Source organism: Streptomyces musisoli (genome assembly GCF_016741855.1).
GTDB lineage: Bacteria > Actinomycetota > Actinomycetes > Streptomycetales > Streptomycetaceae > Streptomyces > Streptomyces musisoli.
In genome coordinates, this window is the sequence record NZ_JAERRH010000004.1 from 557,720 (window position 1) to 580,555 (window position 22,836).

Below are 22,836 nucleotides of genomic sequence, written 5' to 3' on the forward strand. Positions count from 1 at the left end.
GGGTCACTCACCAGCCAGCAGCGCGACCGGGTCCAGGGTGTCATCGCCCTTGCTCCAGTTGCACGGGCACAGCTCGTCGGTCTGCAGGGCGTCGAGGACCCGCAGGACTTCCTTGGGGTTACGGCCCACGGAACCGGCGGTGACCATCGTGAACTGGATCTCGTGGTTCGGGTCGACGATGAAGACGGCACGCTGCGCGAAGCCGTCCTCGCCCTCGATGCCGAGGTCGCGCATCAGCTCGTGCTTGGAGTCGGCCAGCATCGGGAACGGCAGGTCGGTCAGGTCCGGGTGGTCCTTGCGCCAGGCGTGGTGGACGAACTCGGAGTCACCGGAGAAGCCGAGGATCTGGGCGTCGCGGTCGGCGAACTCGTCGTTCAGCTTCCCGAACGCGGCGATCTCGGTCGGGCAGACGAAGGTGAAGTCCTTCGGCCATGCGAACACGACCAGCCACTTGCCCTCGTAGGACTTGTGGTGGATCTGCTCGAACTCCTTGCCCTTCTCCAGCGAGACGCAGGCGGTCAGTTCGAACTCGGGGAACTTGTCACCGACAGTGAGCACGCGCTCTCCTTGCAGCGAAGAAACTGCCCTTTTGGGGCGTTTCCCTTGGGTTGGACGCAGTCGATGTTGGCACAGGCGGCATTGATTCGGGAAATAGCTACACTCGGATGCGTTGATCGGAGGTGGCTATCAGTGACTATGGGTAATGCAAAGCGCAGGCAGCCGAGCCTGGCGCAGCTGCGGGCGTTCGCCGCCGTGGCCGAGCATCTGCACTTCCGGGACGCGGCGGCGGCCATCGGGATGAGCCAGCCCGCCCTGTCCGGCGCGGTCTCGGCGCTGGAGGAGACCCTCGGCGTGACCCTCCTCGAGCGTACGACCCGCAAGGTGCTGCTCTCGCCCGCGGGGGAGCGGCTGGCCCTGCGGGCCAAGGCGGTGCTGGACGCGGTCGGCGCGCTGCTGGAGGAGGCCGAGGCGGTCCGGGCGCCCTTCACGGGCGTGCTGCGCCTCGGGGTGATCCCCACCGTCGCGCCGTATCTGCTGCCGGCCGTGCTGCGGCTCGTCCACGAACGCTATCCGCACCTCGACCTCCAGGTGCACGAGGAGCAGACCGCCAGCCTGATCGACGGCCTGAACTCCGGCCGGCTCGACCTGTTGCTGCTGGCCGTGCCGCTCGGCGTGCCCGGAGTCGTCGAACTCCCCCTCTTCGACGAGGACTTCGTGCTCGTCACCCCGCTGGCCCACTGGCTCGGCGGCCGGGAGGGCATCCCGCGCGAGGCCCTGAAGGAGCTGAACCTGCTGCTCCTGGACGAGGGGCACTGCCTGCGCGACCAGGCCCTGGACATCTGCCGGGAGGCCGGCCGGGAGGACGCGCCGGTCACCACCACGGCCGCCGGACTGTCGACGCTGGTCCAGCTCGTCGCGGGCGGCCTTGGCTGCACCCTGCTCCCGCGCACGGCCCTGAAGCTGGAGACGACCCGCAGCACCCAGCTGCTGACCGGCTACTTCGCCGAGCCCGCGCCGAGCCGCCGGGTCGCGTTCGCCATGCGCGCCGGCGCGGCGCGGGCCGCCGAGTACGAGGAGCTGGCGGCGGCCCTGCGGGAGGCGCTCCGCGCCTTGCCGGTGCGGGTGTTGAACGCCGACGCCTAGCGGGGAGGGTGGCCCGCCGAGGCCCGGCGCTCCGGGGAGGGTGGTGCCCCGGGTTGCGCGGCCGCGGGCCGGTGGGGCGTCTCGCGCAGTTCCCCGCGCCCCTTTCGGGGCGCCGGTCCCCGCGCCCCTTTCGGGGCGCCGGGTTACTCCGTGCGCAGGCCCTCCGGGCGCATCATCCGCAGCAGCGGCGGGAGGCTGAGCAGGGTGACCGTGAGGACCACCGCCGCGCCGGCGCCGGTCATCGACAGGACGCTCGCCCAGTCCACGGACACCGTCGCACCCACCATCTGAAGCAGCACCGTGCCGAGCGTCAGCCCCACGGCCGAGGCGAGCAGCAGACCCAGGGCGATCGGGACCGCCGTCTGCCACAGCACCGACATGCTCAGGGTGCGCCGCCGGGTGCCGAAGGCGACCAGCGACGACAGCAGCTTCCTGCGCTCGCGCAACTGCTCCAGCTGCGACACCAGCAGGCTGATGCCGATCAGTGCCAGTACGCAGATGGCGCCGACGAAGGTGGCGGTGCGGATGGAGGTGAACTTGTCCGACTCCTCGGTGGACGACCACAGCATGACGTTCGCCAGGGGGTCGACCCGGGCCGCCGTGTTGCGCACGTACTCGCGCACGTCCCGCACCGAGTCGTCGGTCGACACGTACACCGACGAGCTGAACGCGGCCGTTCCGCGACCGGGCGCGGCGGCCGGGGTGAGCAGGAAGCCGCCGAACTCGTCTCCGCTCGGGGAGGTGATCGTCCGGACCCGCTTCAGGCCGCCCGGGACGGTCCAGCGGACCTCCGGGTGCTGCCCGACGCCGAAGTCCGTGTCGAGCCAGAGCCTGCGGCCCGGCTTGGCCAGCTTCACCGTGTCGGCGTCCGAGACGCCCTCGGAGCCGGTGGCCACGAAGACGTCCCCGTCGTGGCAGCTGGGCAGCCGTGCCACCTCGCGCAGGGCGGCACAGTCACCGACCGTGATGCGGGTGGAGGTGGCGGGTCCCTCGCCGCGCCAGCTCCGGTCGCCGACGTCGGCACCGCCCAGCGCGACGGCCTTGTCCACGCCCTTGGTGGCGGCGAACTTCCGGGCGACCGCGGTGAAGGGGGCGCCCCGTGGCAGGCTGACCTGCATCTGCGCGCGGGTGGTGTCCTGACCGGTGACCTTGGTGTAGTCGCCCTGGACGCCCGCGAACAGCATCTGTATCGCGATCGCCCCGGCCACCGCGACCGCGATGCCGTTCACCATGCGGGCCGCCGAGCCGCTGCTCAGCTGCAGGCGCCGCACGGCCAGTTGCCAGGCCAGCGAGCCGTGGCCGAGCCGCGCCACCACCGCCTCGACGATCCACGGAAGCAGCGTCGTCACGCCGACGAGCAGCAGCAGGACGCCGCCGAGCACCAGGTACTCGTTGAAGTAGGACTCGCGGCCCTGCCCGATCATCGGGGCGAGCATCGCGAGGCCGCCCAGCGGCAGCAGCAGCCGCCACCACAGCCGGCGGCGCCTGGGCTTGGCGGTGCGGACCACGCCCAGCGGCTCGATGACCACCCCGCGCAGCGCGAGCAGGGTGACCAGCACGGCCGCCGCCGGAACGGTCACCGCGACCAGGGCGGCCAGCGCGGGCGCGGGGTTGAGATAGCTGGGGAAGACGCTGACGCCCAGGACCTCGACCGAGCCCGCGAGCTGACGGCCCAGGAGGAAGAACACGGTGCCGAAGACCAGCCCGACCAGCGAGCCGCCGAGTGCCTCGCCCGCCGCGATCCGCCGGGTGGACCGGCTGTCGGCGCCCACCAGGCGCAGCGCGGCCAGTCTGCGGTCGCGCCGCTCCCCGCCGAACCGCACGGCGGCGGCGATGAACACGGCGACCGGCATGAGCAGCACCACGAAGACCACCAGCACCAGCAGCAGCAGGACCGGGTCCAGCCGGCTCGCCGCCCTCTGCTGGAGCGGACCGAACTTGGCGATGCGGGCCGTCTGCCAGCCGTCGATCCGCGGGGCCAGGTCCTTCGCGCCGGCGTAGTAGGCGAGTTCGTGCGAGCCGATGAGCCCGCTCTCGCCGATCGTCCCGGTGATCCGGTACGGCAGCCGCTCGCGCAGCAGCCTCCCGTCCGGGGAGCCGAGGAGTTCCTTCAGCGCGGGGGAGACGACCATGTCGCCCGGCGCCGGGTACTTCGCCAGGCCCGGTGCGATCGGTGCCCGCGGTCCCTCCGGCTCCACCAGCCGGCCGCGGACGTGGCTGCCGTGGAACGTCGAGTTGGCGTCGGAGATCACCAGGGTGTCGGCGGCCTTCGGCCGGTTGGGGCCGTAGGTGTAGTCGAGGCGGGCCTCGTCGCGCTCGTGCCGTACCGCGATCACGTTGGGGATCGCGGTCGTCAGCAGCAGCAGCGCCACGCCCAGGCCGACACCGACCGCCGTCAGCAGCGTCCGGATCCAGCCCTCGCGCCCGCCGGTGAAGGCGAACCGGGCCCCCAGACCCAGGTCCCTGGCCCACTGCCTGGTGTTCATATGGCGCGCTCCATGTCGCGGGACCTGCCGTCGCGTACGACGATCTCGCGGTCGGAGTAGGCGGCCACCCGGGCCTCGTGCGTGACCAGCACCACGGCCGCGTTGGTGGAGCGGGCCGCGTCGGTCAGCAGCTCCATCACGCGCTCGCCGTTGAGGGAGTCCAGCGCGCCGGTCGGCTCGTCGGCGAACACCACCCGGGGGCTGGTGACCAGGGCCCGCGCCACCGCGACCCGCTGTCCCTGGCCGCCGGAGACCTCGCCGGGCCGCTTGCCCTTGAGGCCGTCCACCTCCAGGCGCTCCATCCAGCCGAGCGCGACCCGCTCGGCCTCCTTGCGGGAGGTGCCGTTGAGCCGCAGTGGCAGGGCCACGTTCTCCACGCAGGTCAGCTCCGGGACCAGCTGGCCGAACTGGAACACGAACCCGAACTCGCTGCGGCGCAGCGCGCTGCGGTCGGCGTCGCTCATGCCGGCCAGTTCGCGGCCGTCGTAGGTGATGGACCCGGAGTCGGGCGGCACGATGCCGGCGAGGCAGTGCAGCAGCGTCGACTTGCCGGAGCCGGAGGGACCCATCACGGCGACGACCTCGCCGGCGTGGATGGAGAATTCGGCGCCGTCGAGCGCGACCGTGGGGCCGTAGGACTTGTGCAGGTCGTCGGCGGTCAGCAGGGAGCCGGGGGGAGGATTCACTTCGCCACCGCCTCACGGAGCCGGTCGAGGCGGGCCGTGGTCAGCTCCAGCCACCGCAGGTCGGCCTCCAGGTGGAACAGGGCGTGGTCGCAGATCAGCTGGTCCGCGAGGTCGCCCTTGCGCTTGCGGTCGGTCAGGATCCGCATGCTGCGCAGGTGCTCGGCCCGCTGCGTGTCGAGGATGTCGGCCGCGTCGCGGTGGGTGAGGAGGGCGAGGACGACCTTGGTGTAGAGGGTCGACTGGAGGTACTCCTCCGGCTTCTCCGGGGTGGCGAGCCAGCGCTCGACGTCGGTGACACCGGCGTCGGTGATGGCGTACCGCTTGCGCTCGGGGCCGCCACCGGCCTCGATCCCGTCGACTTCCACGAGACCGTGCTTCAGCAGCCGGGACATCGTGGAGTAGACCTGGCCGTAGTGCAGCGGCCGGTCGTGACCGAACTTCTCGTCGAAGGCCCGCTTGAGGTCGTAGCCGTGGCGCGGGCCGGACTCCAGGAGCCCTAGAAGGGTGTGACCGATGGACATGCGCAGCACTCTACACACCGTGTATACGCGGTATGTATACGCCGAGTGTGCAGATCATGGCGGGGTGTACGGCCGTGCAGGTGGCGCGCGATTGTCATGGTTCGGTAACGACGACCGGCCCCGTCCCGTGGGGGACGGGGCCGGTCAGGCCGAAGGGGGTCCGGAGGCGGGGCCGCCCGGGGGCCGCCCCCGGCGCGGCAGCGGTCCCGTCTCCCGGGGCAGCCGCCCCGCCTCCGCCAGTGCCTTGCGCAGCAGGAACTCGATCTGCGCGTTGGCCGACCGCAAGTCTTCCCCGGCCCAGCGGGCCAGCGCCTCGTACACCGACGGGTCCAGCCGCAGCAGCACCTGCTTGCGCTGCTGCGGCCGGCGCCGGGGAGTCTCCGGAGAGTCCGTCACTGGTAGAGGGTTCCGGTGTTGAGGACCGGCTGCGGGGCACGGTCCCCGCACAGCACCACCATCAGGTTCGACACCATCGCCGCCTTCCGCTCCTCGTCCAGGTCCACGATGTCCGCCTCCGCGATCCGGGCCAGCGCCGCCTCGACCATCCCCACGGCACCGTCGACGATCTGCCGCCGGGCCGCGACGACCGCCCCCGCCTGCTGCCGCTGGAGCATCGCCGAGGCGATCTCGGGAGCGTACGCGAGATGCGTGAAGCGCGACTCGATGATCTCCACTCCGGCCGCCTCGACCCGCACCTGGAGCTCGACGGCCAGCTTCTCGGTGATCTCCTCGGCGTTGCCGCGCAGCGAGAGGCCGTCCTCGTCGTGGGCGTCGTACGGGTATTCGATGGCGATGTGCCGCACGGCCGTCTCGGTCTGCGTGGCGACGAACTCGGCGAAGTCGTCCACCTCGAAGGTGGCCTGCGCGGTGTCCTGGACCTTCCACACCACGACCGCGGCCAGCTCGATCGGGTTGCCGTAGGCGTCGTTGACCTTCAGGACGGCGGTCTCGTGGTTGCGCACCCGGGTGGATATCCGGGTCCGGGAGGTGAAGGGGTTCACCCAGCGCAGTCCGTCCTGCCGGATCGTGCCCCGGTAGCGCCCGAAGAGCTGGACGACTCTGGCCTCGCCCGGCGCGACCGTGTTCAGGCCGCGCATGGCGATGAAGGACGCCAGCAGGACGACGACACCGGCGGCGATCAGTCCGCCCTCGGCGCCCGGGGAGGATGTCGCGCCGGAGGCCGCGAACAGGACGACGGCGGCGCCGAGCCCGATCAGGCCGAGCAGCAGGGCGAGCCCGCCGCCGATGCTGTGGGCGGCGAACTCCCGCACCCGCGGGGCGGGCATCTCGGGGACGTCGGCGGTGGCGGCCGGCGTGGATGTGGACATAAGGGGTCCCCCGTTCTCGTAACCCTAGCTCGGTTCTAGCTAAGTGATATCACTTTAAGCCGTCAGGCAACCCTGCGCCAGTGTCAGCCGTCGGTTTCGGTGGGGCGGGTGCTGATTGTCACGTCCGTAAAAGAGCGGATCGGACGCCCTTTGTCATATAGACGGGTGTTAGCTTTCGGAGCTGACCCCGAGACGGACGGAAGCGAGCGTAGGGACCCATGGGACGAGCGGAAGAGAGACGAGCGCGACAGCGCGGTGGCCACCGCGCGGCGCCCAAGCGCCGCCGCTCCGCCCCCGGGGCCGGCAGCGCCCCCACGGCCGGCACCCCGGCGGCCGCCGGTGCCGCCACGGCCGGCGGCGCGCCCGCGGCGGACGGCAGGCCCGCGGCCGGCGGCAAGCCCCCCAAGCCCCCGAAGAGCCTCATACGCCGGATATTCAGCTGGAAGAAGATCCTCGGGACCTTCTTCGGGGTCTGCCTGCTGGGCATCCTGGGCTTCATCGGCCTGTACCTGTACGTGGACGTCCCCGAGGGCAACGCCGCCGCCCAGCGGCAGAGCAACATCTACAAGTTCAGCGACGGGACGATCCTCGCCCGCGACGGCGAGGTCAACCGCGAGATCGTCGACCTGTCCAAGGTGCCCCGCAAGGTCCAGCTGACCTTCGTCGCCGCGGAGAACAAGAGCTTCTACCACGACGCCGGCGTCGACTTCAAAGGCACGGCCCGCGGCCTGCTCAACACGCTGTCCGGCAAGGGCAAGCAGGGTGGCTCCACGATCACCCAGCAGTACGTCAAGAACTTCTACCTCAACCAGGACCAGACCGTCACGCGCAAGCTGAAGGAGCTGGTCATCTCGTTGAAGGTGGACCGCGAGAAGTCCAAGGACGACATCCTCGCCGGCTACATCAACACCAGCTACTACGGCCGCAACGCCTACGGCATCCAGGCCGCCGCGCAGGCGTACTTCCGCGTCGACGCCGAGGACCTCTCCGTCGAGCAGGGCGCCTACCTCGCCGCGCTGCTCCAGGCACCGAGCCAGTACGACTGGGCGGTCGCCAGCCCCACCGGCAAGAAGCTGGTCACGGCGCGCTGGAACTACGTCCTCGACAACATGGTCGAGGAGGGCTGGCTGCCCAAGGCCAAGCGGGACGCCATGCGCTTCCCCAAGATCAGTGAACCCAAGGGCGCCCCGGGCCTCGACGGGCAGAAGGGCTACCTGGTCGAACTCGCCAACCAGCAGCTGGAGCACCAGCTCATGGCGGAGCAGGGCCTGACCCAGTCGCAGGCCGAGGGCGCGGTCGTCGAGAACGGCTGGACCATCACCCTCAACGTCGACCGGAAGAGGCAGGCGGCGCTGGAGAAGGCCGTCAAGACCCAGCTGACCAGCAAGCTCGACAAGAAGAAGCGCAAGGTCGACGGCGACATCCAGCCCGGCGCGGTCTCCGTGGACCCCAAGACCGGCAGGATCGTCGCGCTCTACGGCGGCCAGAACTACTACGAGCACTACTACAACAACGCCACCCGCAAGGACTACCAGCCGGCCTCGACGTTCAAGCCGGTCATCCTCGCGGCCGCGCTGGAGCACAACGCCACCACGCAGGACGGCAAGCCGATCACCGCCGACACCCTGTACGACGGCACCAGCCGCCACCAGGTCCAGGACCACGGCACCAAGGTCGGCTTCGCCCCGCCGAACGAGGACGACGTCGACTACGACGACATCACCGTGCAGCAGGCGATGAACAAGTCCGTCAACTCCGTCTTCGCGCAGATGGGCGTGGACGTGGGCATGGACGAGGTGATGAGCACGGCCGGCAAGCTCGGCATGGACACCAAGGGCATGCAGGCGGTACCCGCCCAGACGCTGGGCTCGATGGGCGCCAGCCCCCTGGAGATGGCCGGTATCTACGCCACCTTCGCCAACCACGGCAACAAGGTGACCCCGAGCATCATCAAGTCCGCGGAACAGAAGGACCGCACGGTCGACATCCCGGACCCCGTCGGCGGCCCGGTGATCAGCCGCACGGCCGCCGACACGGTCACCTCGGTGCTCACCGGCGTGGTCGACGACGGTACGGCCAAGACGTCCGTGGCGAGCAACCCGCTGCGCGACGGCCAGCAGGTCGCGGGCAAGACCGGTACCTCCGACGAGAACAAGTCGGCCTGGTTCACCGGCTACACCCCCGATCTGGTCACCTCCGTCGGCCTGTTCGGCGAGGACCCGAAGAGCAAGGCGCACGTGACCATGCGCTGGGCGACCGGCCTGCCGGCCCCCGGCCGGATCAACGGCGGCGGCTACCCGGCGGAGATCTGGGCCGCCTACACCTTCGGTGTGACGGACAAGGCCGAGTTCGACCTGAACACCACCCAGGGCGCCGCCGTCGCGCCGACCGAGACGCCGAGCTGGACGCACAGCCCGAGCCAGACGCCGTCGCAGACGCCCAGCAGCAAGCCGCCGACGTCCGAGTCGCCGTCCAAGTCCCCGTCGCAGACGCCGTCCAGGACCCCGTCGCAGACGCCGTCCAAGACCCCCTCGCAGACGCCGTCGCAGACGCCGTCCGGCAGCGAGTCGCCGTCGGAGCCCGCCACGGGGGATCCGCTCGACCCCGAAGGCGACTTCGGCCAGCTGGGGCAGTAGGGCCACACACGAAGGGGGGCGCCCGGAGTACTCCGGGCGCCCCCCTTCGCGTCGTCCCGCCGGCGGGACTCAGCCGCGGTTCAGCTCGAACCAGACCACCTTGCCGGTGCTCAGCCGGGTCGCGCCCCAGCGCCGGGCCAGCTTGTTGACCAGGTACAGGCCGCGCCCGCCCTCGTCCGTGGCCCGCGCCTGCCTCAGCCGCGGCAGCTGCGGCACGTCGTCGCCGACCTCGCAGCGCAGCACGTGCGTCCGCAGCAACCGCAGGGTCACCGGCCGGGACGCGTACCGCACGGCATTCGTCACGACCTCGCTGACCAGCAGCTCCACCGAGTCCGACAGGTCCTCCAGGTCCCACCGGGCGAGCGCGCGCCGGGCCAGCCGGCGGGCCTGGCCGGGCGCCGTCTCCTCCGGCTCCAGCGTCCAGTACGCGACATCGCTCGGCGCGATCCCGTCGAACCGGGCGGCGAGCAGCGCGATGTCGTCGTCCCGGTCGCCCGGGCCGAGCATGTCCAGCACCTCGTCGCACAGCGCTTCCAGCGGCGGCGGATGGTCGGGGCCGGTCAGCTGGGCGGTCGCGGCGAGCTTCTCCCGCAACTGCTCTATGCCGGTCCACACGTCCCGCAGCCGGGACTCCACCAGCCCGTCGGTGTACAGCAGCAGGGTCGCCCCGGCGGGCGCGTCCAGCTCCACCGCCTCGAAGTCGACCCCGCCGACCCCGATCGGCGCGCCCGGCGGCACCCGCAGCACCTCGGCCCGCCCGCCCAGGTGCAGCAGCACGGGCGGCGGATGGCCGGCGTTGGCGATCGTGATGCGGTGCGTGACCGGGTCGTAGACGGCGTACAGACACGTCGCCATGCGGTCGGTGCCCAGGCGCTGCGCCTGCTCGTCCAGGTGGTGCAGCACCTCCTGCGGCGGCAGGTCGAGCCCGGCCAGGGTCTGCGCGGTGGTGCGCAGCTGGCCCATGATCGCCGCCGAGGTCATGGAGTGGCCCATGACGTCGCCGACCACCAGCGCGACCCGGCTTCCGGGCAGCGGGATCGCGTCGTACCAGTCGCCGCCGACCCGCGCGGTCTCCGCCGCCGGCAGATACCGGGAGGCCAGCCGCACCCCGGTCGGGCGGGGCAGGGTCTCGGGCAGCATGGTGCGCTGCAACTCGTCGGCGATGTAGGCCTCACGGCCGTACAGCACCGCCTTGTCGATGCCGAGCGCGCTGTGCGTGGCGAGCTGGGCGGCCACCAGCAGGTCGTCGGCCTCGAACGCGAGCCGCTCCGGACGGCGCAGGAACAGGGCCGCGCCGATCACCCGGCGCCGGCCGCGCAGCGGCGCGAGGATCGCGTGCTGGCCGCCGGGGACGATCGCCTCGCCGCCCTCGCCGAGCAGTTCGGGCAGCGCGGCGCGGGCCGCGGGCGCGTCGGCGAACACCGGCCGCACACCGCGCAGCACCTCGTTCAGCGCGCCGCCCGGCCGTACCTCGCACAGCTCGGTGGTGAGCGTCGACAGATCCGCCAGCGCGGACGGCTCCGCCTCCGGCTCGAACGCCGACGGCAGCAGCACACCGTCGGTGTCCCGCTCCTCCGGTATCCGGTCCGTGCGGCGCAGCCGCAGCACCACCGGGCCGGTGGGCCGCTCGTCGCCGACCGGCAGCGGGTCGCGCAGATAGACCAGGATCGCGTCGGAGAACGTCGGCACGGTGGCCCGGCAGAGCCCCATCACGATCTCGTCCAGGTCGATGCCGCGGGCGATCCGCCGGGTCGCCGCGCCCACGAATCTGAGCCGGTCCCCGTCCCGCCGCATCGGCATCGGCCGGCCCGGCGGCAGTCCCCGCCCGGTACGGCGCTCCTCGCCGCCCGCAGTCCGCTCCTGCGCGGTGCCGGGCTGTGCCGGGATGGCCTCCGGTGCGGGGCGTGGTCGGTGGGCGCCGGGTTCGGCGGTGGCGGGCTGGGAGTGCTCGGGGCCGTTGACCGGGGGCTCCTTCCCCATGCCGTCCTTTCCCTTGCCACGGGGCGTGGCCGTGCCCGGGCCCGGGGGCGTCGTGTCGGCCCGGGCCTGCGCGGGTAAGGCCGGGTTGCCGAGCTGTTTCGGGGTACGCAGGAGCGCCCCGCGGGCCTCCGCGGGGTCGACGCCCGGCTGGGGGCGTTCGAAGGAGGTGGGCTGCTCCGTCACGCGTGTCGCATCCGTCCGTCCGGGGCTGTGCGCCGGGTACGCCGGGCGCACAGTTGGTCCCGCCGAAGTCCCGATACCCGCAATACGTGCCCCAGGAACGGAAGTCCCGCGGAGTCGGAGGTTGTTCCCCTGTCGTTCGTGCGGCCGCCGCACTCGGCGGTCCCGCCCTCGTACCCCTCGCTCACGTCCTGCCGCCCCTCGGTGACGATCGGTCAAGCCCGGCACATGCTCCGGGAGTTGCGCTAACGCCCCTTGCGGAGGACGATCCTACGTTTCTTGCCCTGGGGCGCATCAAGGGTCTCATGAGGACAGGTGCGCGGGGGTGCGGTCCCAGTCCTCGGGGAGAGAAGGTACCGCCCAGGACGGGTCCGGGCGCCAGTGCTGCCAGCCGTCCGAGTACGGCGGCCCCCACGCGCGGATCACCTCCACCGCGTCCCGGCCGGCCGCCCGCACCCGTCCGGCGGTCGCCGCGTCCATCAGCCCGTCCCGCTGGGCCTGCGCGAACTCGTCCTCGTCCCGCCAGTGCCAACTGCGGTCGGGGTGCACGGAGATGTCCAGGAAGTGGTCCTCGGAGTCCACCCCGCCCGCCCACCGGCCGAGCGGCTGCTCCAGGTTGACGTACCAGTTCTTGAACCGCCAGCCCGGATCCCAGAACAGCCATACCGACCAGGGCCGGCCGGGCTGGGCCAGCTTCAGCACGCCCGTGCCGAACCAGCGGTCCCGCTGCACCGTGCGCGGCTTGGTGTAACGGGACTCCAGCGGCTCCTGGTGCACGGGCGTGCCGTCGGCCAGGACCGGCTTCACACAGTCGGTGCCGGGGGCCAGCCACACCGCCAGCAGCTCGGCGTCGTCGCGTACGACGGTGACGGGCCGGACGATGTGGAAGTGCTCGCCCCCGTTCTCCCGGTAGCGCCACAGGATGTGCGTGCCCGGGGACCAGTGCGTCGCGGGTCCCGCTGCCACTCGTGTCATCGCTCCGTCGTCCGTCATGCACAGATATTAGGTGCCGCGGGCATACGACGCTGCGGTGCGCGTCACGGTGGTCCGGGTGGCCGGAAAGGTTCGCCGCCGGTCACGGGCGGGTCATCCGCAGGACGTCCAGCGCCTCGTCGAGCTGCTCCCGCGTCAGGTCGCCGCGCTCCACGTAGCCGCTCTCCAGGACGACTTCACGGATCGTCTTCCGCTCGGCGAGGGACTTCTTGGCAACCTTCGCGGCCTCCTCGTAGCCGATGTACTTGTTCAGCGGGGTCACCACGGACGGGGACGACTCGGCGTACTCGCGGGCGCGTTCGCGGTCGGCGGTGATGCCGTCGACCGTGCGGTCGGCCAGCAGCCGGGCTGCGTTGCCGAGCAGCCGGATCGATTCGAGCACGTTCTTGGCGATGACCGGGAGCATCACGTTCAGCTCGAAGTTGCCGGCGGCGCCGGCCGTGGTGATGGTGGTGTCGTTGCCGATGACCTGGGCGGCGACCATCAGCACGGCCTCGGGGACGACCGGGTTGACCTTGCCGGGCATGATCGAGGAGCCGGGCTGGAGGTCGGGCAGCCGGATCTCGGCGAGACCGGTGCGCGGCCCGGACGCCATCCAGCGCAGATCGTTGGCGATCTTCGTCAGGCCGACCGCGATGGTCCGCAGCTGCCCGCTGGTCTCCACGACGCCGTCCCGGGCGCCCTGCGCCTCGAAGTGGTCGCGGGCCTCGGTGAGCGGCAGCCCGGTGGTCCGCGCGACCTCCTCGATGACGGCGGCGGAGAACCCGGGCGGGGTGTTGATGCCGGTGCCGACCGCCGTGCCGCCCAGCGGCAGCTCGGCGAGCCGGGGCAGGGAGGCGCGCAGCCGTTCGACGCCGTAGCGCATCTGGGCCGCGTACCCGCCGAACTCCTGCCCGAGCGTCACGGGTGTGGCGTCCATCAGATGCGTCCGCCCGGACTTCACCACGTCGGCGAACTCCCCGGACTTGCGCTCCAGGGACGCGGCGAGGTGCTCCAGGGCCGGGATCAGGTCGTGGGTGACGGCCGCGGTGGCCGCGATGTGCAGGGAGGACGGGAAGACGTCGTTGGACGACTGCGAGGCGTTCACATGGTCGTTGGGGTGTACGTCCCGGCCGAGCCGCTCGGTCGCCAGTGTCGCGATGACCTCGTTGGTGTTCATGTTGGACGAGGTGCCGGAGCCCGTCTGGAAGACGTCCACCGGGAAGTGCTCGTCCCACTTGCCCTCGGCGACCTCGCCGGCCGCCTCCCGGATCGCCTCGGCGACCTCCTTGTCCAGCACGCCCAGCTCGGCGTTCACCTTCGCCGCCGCCGCCTTGATGCGGGCCAGCGCCTCGATGTGCGCCCGCTCGATGCGCTGCCCGGAGACGGGAAAGTTCTCGACGGCGCGCTGTGTCTGCGCCCGCCACTTGGCATGGGCCGGGACCCGGACCTCGCCCATCGAGTCGTGCTCGATCCGGTACTGCGGCTCTTCGGTCGTCATCGTCGTACCTCCGGAACGTTGAGCGTGTGTCGCGGCAGGCGTATTCCCGGCCGCCCCCGGCCCGTACCCGTCGGCGGGCCGGCGGGCGGTGCTTCATTGCCTGAAAGGGTGGGCGGCGGTATTTGTCATGCACGGAATAAGTAAATGACCGACCGCTCATTCGGCATGGGGGAACGCGTGGCGGAATGTGATTCCGAACACGCGCCGGGTGAATGCACGGCGCATGCACACCCCGCATCAGCGGCTTCGCCGATCAACGGCAAACAGCTGATCGAATTCCTCAACTACGCGGAAATCGGCGGTACTTCCGCGTGCCACAATCCGGCCATGACCAGGTGGCGACAGGGAGTGCTGCGGTGAACCAGAGCAAGGCGATCCTTATCGGAGCGATCATCACCGGTGTCGCGGCGATCATCGCGGCGATCATCACTTTCGGGGGCGGCCCGTCGGAGACCAACGCCTGCAAGAACGAGGCGCAGACCGTGCAGAACTGCGGCAGGGACAACGAGATCCACATCGACTCGCCGGCGCAGTCGTCTCCCGCGAGCGAGGGTACGGGTGCCGCGGGCCGCTAGGGCGGGACGACCGGCCGCGTACCTGGCGGCGGCCTGCCTGGCCGCCGCCGGTGTCACGGCGTGCGGCGACCGGAACTCGTGCAGCCACACGATCAACTGCGGCAGGGGCAACACCGCCGACCAGACGCGGGTGGTGCCGACCGGGGCGCCGCCGCCGCCGTCGTCCTCGCCGACGGCGGGCACGGCGTCGGCGAGTCCCACCCCGCCCGACGACGCGGAGTCGTCCGAGCCCCCGCCGCCCCCCGTGCCGGAGCACCGGTACCTCTCACAGCTCGGCGCGGTCCCGGGCACGGACTCGGACACCGAGGTCGACGCCACGGCGGTCGTGGGGGGCACCCCCTACGACCACAGCGTCACGTTCGTCTGTTCCACGTACTGCAACAACGGGCCGGACGAAAAGCCGCAGAGCGTGGTCTCCTTCAACCTGGGCGGCCGCTATCGCACGCTCACACTGAAAATGGCGGTACTCGATTCCAGCCCGGACGAAAACGAGACCGGCACGTTCGAGGTCTATCTCGACACCGTTCCGCAGGGCGCCCGGCACGTGAGTTTCGGTTCCCCGAAAACACAGACCCTGAATGTCGCGGGCGTCAACCGTGTCCGGCTCGTCGCCTACCGCCCCGGAACGGTTCCCAACGCCGCCATGGCCGGCGCCCAGCTGCTCGACACCGTCGTGCCCCATCTGGCCTGGCTGAACCCCGAGTTGCACCGTTGAACGAGCGGAGCCCCGGCCGACGGCCGGGGCTCCGCACATGCGCCGTGACCGGCTCAGCCGAGGCCGGGACCCCGCACCGGGATCGACGTGAACGTCGGCTGCGGAGCCGGGTCCTGGAAGAAGTCGTTGCCCTTGTCGTCCACCACGATGAACGCCGGGAAGTCCTCGACCTCGATCTTCCAGACCGCCTCCATGCCCAGCTCCTCGTACTCCACGACCTCCACCTTCTTGATGCAGTCCTGGGCGAGGCGGGCGGCCGGGCCGCCGATGGAGCCGAGGTAGAAACCGCCGTGCGTGCCGCAGGCGTCGGTGACCTGCTTGCTGCGGTTGCCCTTGGCGAGCATCACCTTGGAGCCGCCCGCCGCCTGGAACTGCTCCACGTAGGAGTCCATGCGGCCGGCCGTCGTCGGGCCGAAGGAACCGGAGGCGTAGCCCTCGGGGGTCTTCGCCGGACCCGCGTAGTACACCGGGTGGTCCTTCAGGTACTGCGGCATCTCCTCGCCCGCGTCCAGCCGCTCCTTGATCTTGGCGTGCGCGATGTCGCGGGCCACGACCAGCGGGCCGGTGAGGGACAGCCGGGTCTTGACCGGGTACTTGGTCAGCTCGGCGAGGATGTCGTCCATCGGCTGGTTCAGGTCGATCTCGACGACGTCGCCGTCCTGCTCCAGGTGCTCGTCCGTGGTCTCGGGCAGGAAGCGCGCCGGGTCGGTCTCCAGCTGCTCCAGGAACACGCCCTCGGCGGTGATCTTCGCGACGGCCTGGCGGTCGGCGGAGCAGGAGACGGCGATGGCGACCGGGCAGGAGGCGCCGTGCCGGGGGAGGCGGACCACGCGGACGTCGTGGCAGAAGTACTTGCCGCCGAACTGCGCGCCGATGCCGATCTTCTGGGTCAGCTCGAAGACCTTCTCCTCCAGCTCCTTGTCCCGGAAGCCGTGGCCGAGCGGGGAACCCTCGGCCGGGATCTCGTCCAGGTAGTGCGCGGAGGCGTACTTCGCGGTCTTCAGCGCGTACTCGGCGGAGGTGCCGCCGACGACGATCGCCAGGTGGTACGGCGGGCAGGCGGCCGTACCGAGCGAGCGGATCTTCTCCTCCAGGAACTTCATCATGGAGGCCTCGTTCAGGACGGCCTTCGTCTCCTGGTAGAGGAAGCTCTTGTTGGCCGAGCCGCCGCCCTTCGCCATGAACAGGAACTTGTAGGCGCCGCCGTCGGTGGCGTACAGCTCGATCTGGGCGGGCAGGTTGGAGCCGGTGTTCTTCTCCTCCCACATGGTGAGCGGAGCCATCTGCGAGTAGCGCAGGTTGAGGTTCAGGTAGGCGTCGTAGATGCCGCGGCTGAGGGCCGCCTCGTCGCCGCCCTCGGTGAGCACGTTCTGCCCGCGCTTGCCCATGACGATCGCCGTGCCCGTGTCCTGGCACATGGGCAGCACGCCGGCCGCCGCGATGTTCGCGTTCTTCAGCAGGTCGAGCGCGACGAACTTGTCGTTGCTCGACGCCTCCGGGTCGTCGATGATCCGGCGCAGCTGCGCCAGGTGGGCCGGGCGCAGGTAGTGCTGGATGTCGTGGATGGCCTCCTCGGCCAGCTTGCGCAGCGCCTCCGGCTCCACCTTGAGGAACGTCCGCCCGTCGGGCCCCTCGACCGTGGAGACGCCCTCGGACGTCACCAGCCGGTAGGGGGTGGTGTCCTCTCCCTGGGGGAGCAGATCGGTGTACGCGAACTCAGGCATCTCAGCCCATTCCTCACTCTGACGGACGGCGCCCGCCGACGCTGGCGGGCCTCACCAGCGTAGAACCTGCCGCCGGTGCGGAGCTTGTGAGGTAAGGCTCAGTCGGGGGTGTCGCGATCTATCGTGTTTCGGTAGGCTGCCGTCGTGGACCTTCAGAAGCAGACCGCACCCACACCCGCGACCGACCTGCGTGCCTCGGACGCCGACCGGGACCGGGTCGCCGACATCCTCCGCGAGGCCCTGGCCGAGGGCCGGCTGACCGCCGACGAGCACGCCGAGCGCGTGGACGGCGTGCTGCACGCCAAGACGGCGGGTGAACTGGAGGTCTTCATCCGGGACCTGCCCGGGGCCCACCAGCGCGCCGCCGCCCCCGCCTACACGCCCGTCCCGCCGCGCCCCGACCCGGGCGCGATCCCGGCGGAGGCCGACGCCAACGTGGTCGCGGTGTTCAGCAGTGCCATGCGCCGGGGCCGCTGGCGCGCCGGGCGCCGGCTGCACGCGTACGCGGTCTTCGGCAGCGTCGAGATCGACCTCAGCGAGGCGATCTTCGAGTACCAGCAGGTGGTGATCAAGGCGGTCTCCGTCTTCGGTGACGTACAGATCCGCGTCCCGGAGAACATCTCGCTGCGCGGCACCGGCGGCGGTGTGCTCGGGAACTTCGAGGTGAGCCCGCTGGACTCGGTGGACTCCGCCGCGCCCGTCGTCTACGTCGACGGCTGGGCCGTCCTCGGCAACGTCGAGGCGCGGCCCAAGCGCGGCAAGCTCGTGGCGGACATCCTGGAGCGCGTCCAGGACAAGGTCGACCGGAAGCTGCGCAAGCACCTGGGCCACTGACGGTCGCGGACCCGCCGGCGTCCGGGGCGGCCGGATCCTGCCTGCGCGACTGCCGTGCCGTCAACGTTCAGCGCCGGGGTCCGCTGCCGGCGGACGGAGACGGGGCGGGGGCGTGAACGGCCCGCCGTGCGCCCGCGGTTGGGAACTCTGTGCATAGGCGCGCGCACAGCGGGTAGGCCTTGCTGCATCGTCTCTCGCTCGCGAAGCCGTCGTCAGGAGTAGACCGTGCTGCAACCGCCGCATTCGTCCCTGCAGGTCGCTGCCGTTCCGACCCAGCGGGTGCCAGCGCGAGACAGGGACCAAGACGCACCCTGGCACACCGAGGCGGTGTGCCGGCGCGACGAGGCCGGCCTGTTCTTCGCCCCCTCGAAGGAGCCGACCGCCGCCCGGCTGTCGCGCGAGGAGGCGGCCAAGCGGGTCTGCGCCCGCTGCCCGGTCATGGTCGAGTGCCGCGAACACGCCCTCCTCCAGCCCGAGCCCTACGGCGTCTGGGGCGGCCTCACGGCAGCCGAGCGCCGCGTGGTCCTGGCGAGGCGTCGCCGCAGGGAGATGGAACTGAAGAAGGCGGCCGGGGCGACGGCGAACCGCCTGGCCGGATAGGTGTCGGCAGGGGCGCCCTCTCCGCACCGAGGGCGCCGCCCGCCTCCAAGGGCCGGGAACCGCGCGCACGACCACCGGCGGCCGCGGGCCGCCGGTGAACCGCGGTTCCCTCCCGGGTGCCGCCGGCTCCGTCGCCGCGTGCTACTTGGCCCGCTCGAAATCGATGGCGCTGTAGGCCCGCAGCTTGCTCAGCCGGTGCTCGGAGTCGATCCTGCGCACGGTCCCGGACTTCGACCGCATCACGATCGACTCGGTCAGCGCGGTCTCCGAGCGGTAGCGGACGCCCCGCAGCAGCTCACCGTCGGTGATCCCGGTCGCGACGAAGAACACGTTCTCCCCGGACACCAGGTCGTCCGTCGTGAGCACCCGGTCCAGGTCGTGCCCGGCGTCGATCGCCCGCTGCCGCTCCTCGTCGTCCTTCGGCCACAGCTTGCCCTGAATGGTTCCGCCCAGGCACTTCACGGCACAGGCCGAGATGATGCCCTCGGGGGTGCCGCCGATGCCGAGCAGCAGGTCGACGCCGGTGCCCTCGCGCAGCGCGTACACCGACCCGGCGACGTCGCCGTCCGAGATCAGCTTGATGCGCGCGCCCGCCTCCCGGACCTCCCGGATCAGCCCCTCGTGCCGCGGCCGGTCGAGGATGACGACGGTGACGTCCTCCGGCATGGCCTTCTTCGCCTTGGCGATCCGCCTGATGTTCACGGCCACGGGCGCGTCGATGTCGACGAAGTCCGCCGCCTCGGGTCCGGTGACCAGCTTGTCCATGTAGAACACGGCGGACGGGTCGAACATCGCGCCGCGCTCGGCGGCGGCGAGGACGGCGATCGCGTTGGGCATGCCCTTGGCCGTCAGCGTGGTGCCGTCGATCGGGTCGACGGCGATGTCGACCTCGGGGCCGGTGCCGTCACCCACATGCTCCCCGTTGAACAGCATCGGGGCCTCGTCCTTCTCGCCCTCACCGATGACGACGACGCCGTTCATCGACACGGTGGAGACGAGGGACCGCATGGCGCGCACCGCGGCGCCGTCGGCGCCGTTCTTGTCGCCGCGCCCCACCCAGCGGCCGGCGGCCATCGCGGCGGCTTCGGTCACCCGGACGAGTTCGAGAGCGAGGTTGCGGTCGGGAGCCTCGGAGGGAACATCGAGCTCGGACGGCAGGTGATGGTTTTCGGTCATCGGAGCGCACCTTTCTGACTGATACGACGACGGCCGGATGAGGGGCTTGGTCCCGACTCTATCGTTAGGCAGACAAAATGAGCAGGGGACCCCACGGATGAGCGCCTGGGGCACCTGCGACGATAGGGGGCGTGGCAGGTTCGAACGGTAAGCAGAAGTCGGCCCGGAGCATGGTGCTCTCCCTGGGCGTGATCGGTATCGCGGCATTGGTCGTGTACTTCCTCGCCATCCCGCACGACGATCACGCTCCCGACGTCAAGCGGGTCGACTACCGGGTCGAGCTGCTCACCGCCCGCCGGGCGGCGAGCTATCCGGTGGCCGCACCCGAGGGCCTGCCGAGTACCTGGAAAGCGACCTCCGTACGCTTCCAGGGCGCGAACTCCGACCGCTGGCACCTCGGCTTCCAGACCCCCGACGGCCAGTACGTGCAGGTCGAGCAGTCCAGGCAGAAGCGTGCGGAATTCATCGACCAGGCCAGCCAGGGCGGGACGGCGACGAAGCGGAACGAGCGGATCGGCGGCCGTACCTGGACCCGCTACAGCGGTGGCCGGTACGACGCCCTCGTCCTCCAGGACACCCCCGGCTCCACGACGGTGGTGGCCGGCACCGGCTCCTTCGAGGACCTGACGGCGATGGCGTCGGCCCTGAAGCTGGAGTGAGCCGCGCAGGGCATGCGGCGTGAGCCGTGGCCGACATGTGGAAGAGGCCCCCGGTGGTACCGGGGGCCTCTTCGCGTGTGCGGGCTGCTCGGCCGTCAGACGGTCGTGACGACGTCCTCGTAGGCCAGTCGCGGCGAGCGCGGGTACCAGGCGTCCGGGCCCGGGCGGCCGATGTTGACGACCATCAGCGGGGTGTGGTCGTCGTCCAGGAACTCCTTGCGGACGCCCTCGAAGTCGAAGCCGGTCATCGGGCCGGCGGCCAGGCCGGCGGCGCGGACGCCGACGATGAAGTAGGCGGCCTGGAGCGCGGCGTTCAGCGCGGCGGAGCCCTCACGGGCCGGGCGCTCGGCGAAGAAGACGTCCTTGGCCTGCGGGAAGGCCGGGAACAGGGCCGGCAGCTCCTCGTGGAACTCGTTGTCCGCCGAGAGGATCGCGACCAGCGGGGCGGAGGCCGTCTTGGGCTGGTTGCCCTCGGCCATGTGCTGCACCAGGCGCTCGCGGGCCTCGGCGGAGCGGACCAGGGTGATGCGCAGCGGGGTCTGGTTGAAGGCGGTGGGCCCGTACTTGACCAGGTCGTAGATCGCCTGGACCTGCTCCTCGGTCACCGGCTCGTCGGTGAAGGTGTTCGCGGTACGGGCCTCGCGGAACAGCAGGTCCTGGGCGGCGGGGTCAAGAACGAGAGACATGCGTGACTTCCTCGGACGCGCGTCCGGCCCGGGTTCCCGGACCGGCTTACGGGACCGACCCTACGGCACGTTAGGTTTAAGCTTCAACTAAAACCGGGGTGTGGTGATCCGCTTCACAGCCCGATGTGCCGATCTGCCGGTGTGCCGATGCGCTGGGGTGCCGGTGTGCTGGTGCGCCAGGTGTGTTTGGTGTGCCAGGGGTGTTTGGTGTGCCGGTGCGCCGGGTGTGCCCGGTGTGCCGGGGGTGGCAGCTGTCTGCCGAGATGGCAACTGTCCTGGGGTGCTGGGGCGCCGGGTGGCAGCTGCCCTGGGGTGCCGGGGCTCCTGGGCTGCCGGGCTGCCGGAAGTGTCGGCTGTCCTGGCGTGCCGGGGGTGTCGGCTGTCCCGGTGTGTCAGGGGTCCCGGTGCCGTCGGTGTCCCGGTGGCCTACTCGCGGCCCTCCTCGGCCGCCTCCTTCGCCTCCTCCTCGGCCAAGGCCGCGTCCAGCCGGGCCCGGGCCCCCTCCAGCCAGCGCCGGCACACCCTGGCCAGCTCCTCGCCGCGCTCCCACAGCGCCAGGGACTCCTCCAGCGTCGTACCGCCCGCCTCCAGCCGCCGTACGACCTCGATCAGCTCGTCCCGCGCCTGCTCGTACGAGAGCGCCTCGTCCACCTTGCTCGTCATTCGCCCACCTTCACTGTGAATTCACCGTCGGCGACGCGGGCCCGCAGCGCCTCGCCCGCCGTCACCTCGGCCGGATCGCGCACCACGTGCCCGTCCGCCCGTTGCAGCACCGCGTAACCGCGCCGGAGCGTCGCCGCGGGGGAGAGGGCCACCACGCGCGCGTGCGTGTGCGTCAGCTCCGAGTCCGCGCGGTCCAGGAGATGCCCCAGGGTCCGCCGGCCGCGGTCGAGCAGTGAGGCCACGTGGTCGGCCCGCTCGTCGACCATCCGGTGCGGATCCTCGATCGAGGGCCGGGCCAGCGCGTGCGCCAGCCCCCGCTCCTCCCGCTCCACGAACGCGGCCGCGCAGCGCCGCGCCCGGTCCCGCAGCATCCGCACCCGCTCCAGTTCCTCGCCGACGTCCGGGACGACCTTCTTGGCCGCGTCCGTCGGCGTGGAGGCGCGCAGGTCGGCGACGTGGTCCAGCAGCGGGTTGTCCGGCTCGTGCCCGATCGCGGACACGACGGGCGTACGGCACGCGGCCACGGCCCGCACCAGCTGCTCGTCGGAGAAGGGCAGCAGGTCCTCGACGCTGCCGCCACCGCGCGCCACGATGATCACGTCCACGTCGTCGATCGCGTCGAGTTCCTTGACGGCCTGCACGACCTGGGGGACGGCGTGCACGCCCTGCACCGGGACGTTGCGCACCTCGAAGCGGACGGCGGGCCAGCGGTGCCGGGCGTTCTCCAGCACGTCCCGCTCCGCGGCGGAGGCCCGGCCGCACACCAGCCCGATCAGCTGCGGCAGGAACGGCAGCGGCTTCTTGCGCTCCGGCGCGAACAGGCCCTCGGCCGAGAGCGTCTTCTTCAGCTGTTCCAGCCGGGCCAGCAGCTCACCGACGCCGACGGGTTTGATCTCGGCGGCGCGCAGGGAGAGCTGGCCCCGGGGGGCGTACCACTCCGGTTTCGCCAGGACGACGACACGGGCGCCCTCGCCGACGACGTCCGCGACCGCGTCGAACACCTGGCGGTAACAGGTCACGCTGACGGAGATGTCGTACGACGGGTCGCGCAGGGTGAGGAACACGACGCCCGCGCCCGGGCGGCGCGACAGCTGCGTGATCTGTCCTTCGACCCACACGGCGCCGAGCCGGTCGATCCAGCCCCCGATGAGCCGCGACACCTCGCCTACGGGCAGGGGGGACTCCGGGGACGTGTTGACAGCCATGCGGCGAGCCTAACGGCCGGTGCCGACAATGCGGCTACGTGCCGTGGGGGCGGGGGAGCGTCGCC

The 22,836-nt window shown here is 71.4% G+C and carries 22 protein-coding genes; 8 read left to right on the plus strand and 14 right to left on the minus strand.

Annotated features, from left to right (window positions below):
* Window positions 1-3: 3 nt before the first annotated feature.
* Entirely contained in the window at window positions 4-558 is a 555-nt protein-coding gene (locus JK361_RS15145; RefSeq protein ID WP_201817486.1) for a peroxiredoxin, read from the minus strand.
* A gap of 138 nt (window positions 559-696) precedes the next feature.
* Between JK361_RS15145 and JK361_RS15150 the strand changes: the two genes are divergently transcribed.
* Window positions 697-1,644: a LysR substrate-binding domain-containing protein gene (locus JK361_RS15150; RefSeq protein ID WP_201817489.1), complete on the plus strand. Its 948-nt coding sequence runs from the start codon at window positions 697-699 to the stop codon at window positions 1,642-1,644.
* A gap of 143 nt (window positions 1,645-1,787) precedes the next feature.
* Here the strand turns inward: JK361_RS15150 and JK361_RS15155 are convergent, their stop codons facing one another.
* The 5 genes from JK361_RS15155 to JK361_RS15175 form a co-directional block, all read right to left on the minus strand.
* Complete coding sequence (locus tag JK361_RS15155) at window positions 1,788-4,130, minus strand: FtsX-like permease family protein (protein ID WP_201817492.1); 2,343 nt, start codon at window positions 4,128-4,130, stop codon at window positions 1,788-1,790.
* The gene (locus JK361_RS15160) at window positions 4,127-4,816 is read right to left on the minus strand and encodes an ABC transporter ATP-binding protein (protein ID WP_201817495.1); all 690 of its coding nucleotides are present in this window, start codon (window positions 4,814-4,816) and stop codon (window positions 4,127-4,129) included. Before JK361_RS15160 ends, JK361_RS15155 begins: the two co-directional genes overlap by 4 nt.
* Window positions 4,813-5,337, minus strand: coding sequence for a PadR family transcriptional regulator (locus JK361_RS15165; RefSeq protein WP_201817497.1), 525 nt, complete (start codon window positions 5,335-5,337; stop codon window positions 4,813-4,815). Before JK361_RS15165 ends, JK361_RS15160 begins: the two co-directional genes overlap by 4 nt.
* Before the next feature lie 144 nt (window positions 5,338-5,481).
* Entirely contained in the window at window positions 5,482-5,733 is a 252-nt protein-coding gene (locus JK361_RS15170; protein WP_201817500.1) for a type II toxin-antitoxin system antitoxin, read from the minus strand.
* Window positions 5,730-6,665, minus strand: coding sequence for an SPFH domain-containing protein (locus JK361_RS15175; RefSeq protein ID WP_201817503.1), 936 nt, complete (start codon window positions 6,663-6,665; stop codon window positions 5,730-5,732). The genes JK361_RS15170 and JK361_RS15175 overlap by 4 nt, the downstream gene beginning before the upstream one ends.
* Before the next feature lie 218 nt (window positions 6,666-6,883).
* Between JK361_RS15175 and JK361_RS15180 the strand changes: the two genes are divergently transcribed.
* Complete coding sequence (locus tag JK361_RS15180) at window positions 6,884-9,301, plus strand: transglycosylase domain-containing protein (protein ID WP_201817506.1); 2,418 nt, start codon at window positions 6,884-6,886, stop codon at window positions 9,299-9,301.
* 69 nt (window positions 9,302-9,370) lie between these two features.
* Here JK361_RS15180 and JK361_RS15185 read toward each other — a convergent pair whose 3' ends face one another.
* The 3 genes from JK361_RS15185 to JK361_RS15195 form a co-directional block, all read right to left on the minus strand.
* On the minus strand, window positions 9,371-11,464 hold the full coding sequence (locus tag JK361_RS15185; protein ID WP_201817516.1) for an ATP-binding SpoIIE family protein phosphatase: 2,094 nt from the start codon (window positions 11,462-11,464) through the stop codon (window positions 9,371-9,373).
* A 300-nt stretch (window positions 11,465-11,764) separates the two neighbouring features.
* Complete coding sequence (fomD, locus tag JK361_RS15190; protein WP_201817519.1) at window positions 11,765-12,454, minus strand: cytidylyl-2-hydroxypropylphosphonate hydrolase; 690 nt, start codon at window positions 12,452-12,454, stop codon at window positions 11,765-11,767.
* A gap of 82 nt (window positions 12,455-12,536) precedes the next feature.
* Window positions 12,537-13,934: a class II fumarate hydratase gene (locus JK361_RS15195; RefSeq protein ID WP_201817521.1), complete on the minus strand. Its 1,398-nt coding sequence runs from the start codon at window positions 13,932-13,934 to the stop codon at window positions 12,537-12,539.
* A 144-nt stretch (window positions 13,935-14,078) separates the two neighbouring features.
* Here JK361_RS15195 and JK361_RS15200 point away from each other — a divergent pair, with 144 nt between their 5' ends.
* Genes JK361_RS15200 through JK361_RS15210 form a run of 3 tightly spaced genes read left to right on the plus strand, consistent with a single transcriptional unit; the run spans window position 14,079 to window position 15,224 of the window.
* A complete protein-coding gene (locus JK361_RS15200) occupies window positions 14,079-14,294 on the plus strand; it encodes a hypothetical protein (protein ID WP_201817524.1) in 216 nt (71 codons plus the stop codon).
* Window positions 14,291-14,509: a hypothetical protein gene (locus JK361_RS15205; protein WP_201817527.1), complete on the plus strand. Its 219-nt coding sequence runs from the start codon at window positions 14,291-14,293 to the stop codon at window positions 14,507-14,509. The genes JK361_RS15200 and JK361_RS15205 overlap by 4 nt, the downstream gene beginning before the upstream one ends.
* The gene (locus JK361_RS15210) at window positions 14,493-15,224 is read left to right on the plus strand and encodes a hypothetical protein (protein ID WP_201817529.1); all 732 of its coding nucleotides are present in this window, start codon (window positions 14,493-14,495) and stop codon (window positions 15,222-15,224) included. The genes JK361_RS15205 and JK361_RS15210 overlap by 17 nt, the downstream gene beginning before the upstream one ends.
* 53 nt (window positions 15,225-15,277) lie before the next feature.
* On the opposite strand, the gene JK361_RS15215 is transcribed toward JK361_RS15210, so the two are convergent.
* Window positions 15,278-16,948 carry a fumarate hydratase gene (locus JK361_RS15215; protein ID WP_201817531.1) on the minus strand — a complete coding sequence of 557 codons (1,671 nt, stop codon included), beginning with the start codon at window positions 16,946-16,948 and terminating at the stop codon, window positions 15,278-15,280.
* A 144-nt stretch (window positions 16,949-17,092) separates the two neighbouring features.
* Between JK361_RS15215 and JK361_RS15220 the strand changes: the two genes are divergently transcribed.
* Both JK361_RS15220 and JK361_RS15225 read left to right on the plus strand, forming a co-directional pair.
* Window positions 17,093-17,782, plus strand: a complete 690-nt coding sequence (locus JK361_RS15220) for a DUF1707 SHOCT-like domain-containing protein (protein WP_201817532.1) — start codon at window positions 17,093-17,095, stop codon at window positions 17,780-17,782.
* 225 nt (window positions 17,783-18,007) lie between these two features.
* Window positions 18,008-18,382, plus strand: coding sequence for a WhiB family transcriptional regulator (locus tag JK361_RS15225; RefSeq protein ID WP_201817534.1), 375 nt, complete (start codon window positions 18,008-18,010; stop codon window positions 18,380-18,382).
* Window positions 18,383-18,523: 141 nt separating this feature from the next.
* Here JK361_RS15225 and glpX read toward each other — a convergent pair whose 3' ends face one another.
* The gene (gene glpX / locus JK361_RS15230; protein ID WP_201817547.1) at window positions 18,524-19,558 is read right to left on the minus strand and encodes a class II fructose-bisphosphatase; all 1,035 of its coding nucleotides are present in this window, start codon (window positions 19,556-19,558) and stop codon (window positions 18,524-18,526) included.
* A gap of 131 nt (window positions 19,559-19,689) precedes the next feature.
* Between glpX and JK361_RS15235 the strand changes: the two genes are divergently transcribed.
* Complete coding sequence (locus JK361_RS15235; protein ID WP_201817548.1) at window positions 19,690-20,217, plus strand: DUF4245 domain-containing protein; 528 nt, start codon at window positions 19,690-19,692, stop codon at window positions 20,215-20,217.
* Between the two features lie 95 nt (window positions 20,218-20,312).
* Here the strand turns inward: JK361_RS15235 and JK361_RS15240 are convergent, their stop codons facing one another.
* From JK361_RS15240 to xseA, 3 genes are all read right to left on the minus strand, one after another.
* Window positions 20,313-20,903 carry a malonic semialdehyde reductase gene (locus tag JK361_RS15240; protein WP_201817550.1) on the minus strand — a complete coding sequence of 197 codons (591 nt, stop codon included), beginning with the start codon at window positions 20,901-20,903 and terminating at the stop codon, window positions 20,313-20,315.
* 426 nt (window positions 20,904-21,329) lie between these two features.
* Window positions 21,330-21,566: an exodeoxyribonuclease VII small subunit gene (locus tag JK361_RS15245; RefSeq protein WP_201817552.1), complete on the minus strand. Its 237-nt coding sequence runs from the start codon at window positions 21,564-21,566 to the stop codon at window positions 21,330-21,332.
* Complete coding sequence (gene xseA, locus JK361_RS15250) at window positions 21,563-22,771, minus strand: exodeoxyribonuclease VII large subunit (protein ID WP_201817555.1); 1,209 nt, start codon at window positions 22,769-22,771, stop codon at window positions 21,563-21,565. Before xseA ends, JK361_RS15245 begins: the two co-directional genes overlap by 4 nt.
* Window positions 22,772-22,836 lie beyond the last annotated feature (65 nt).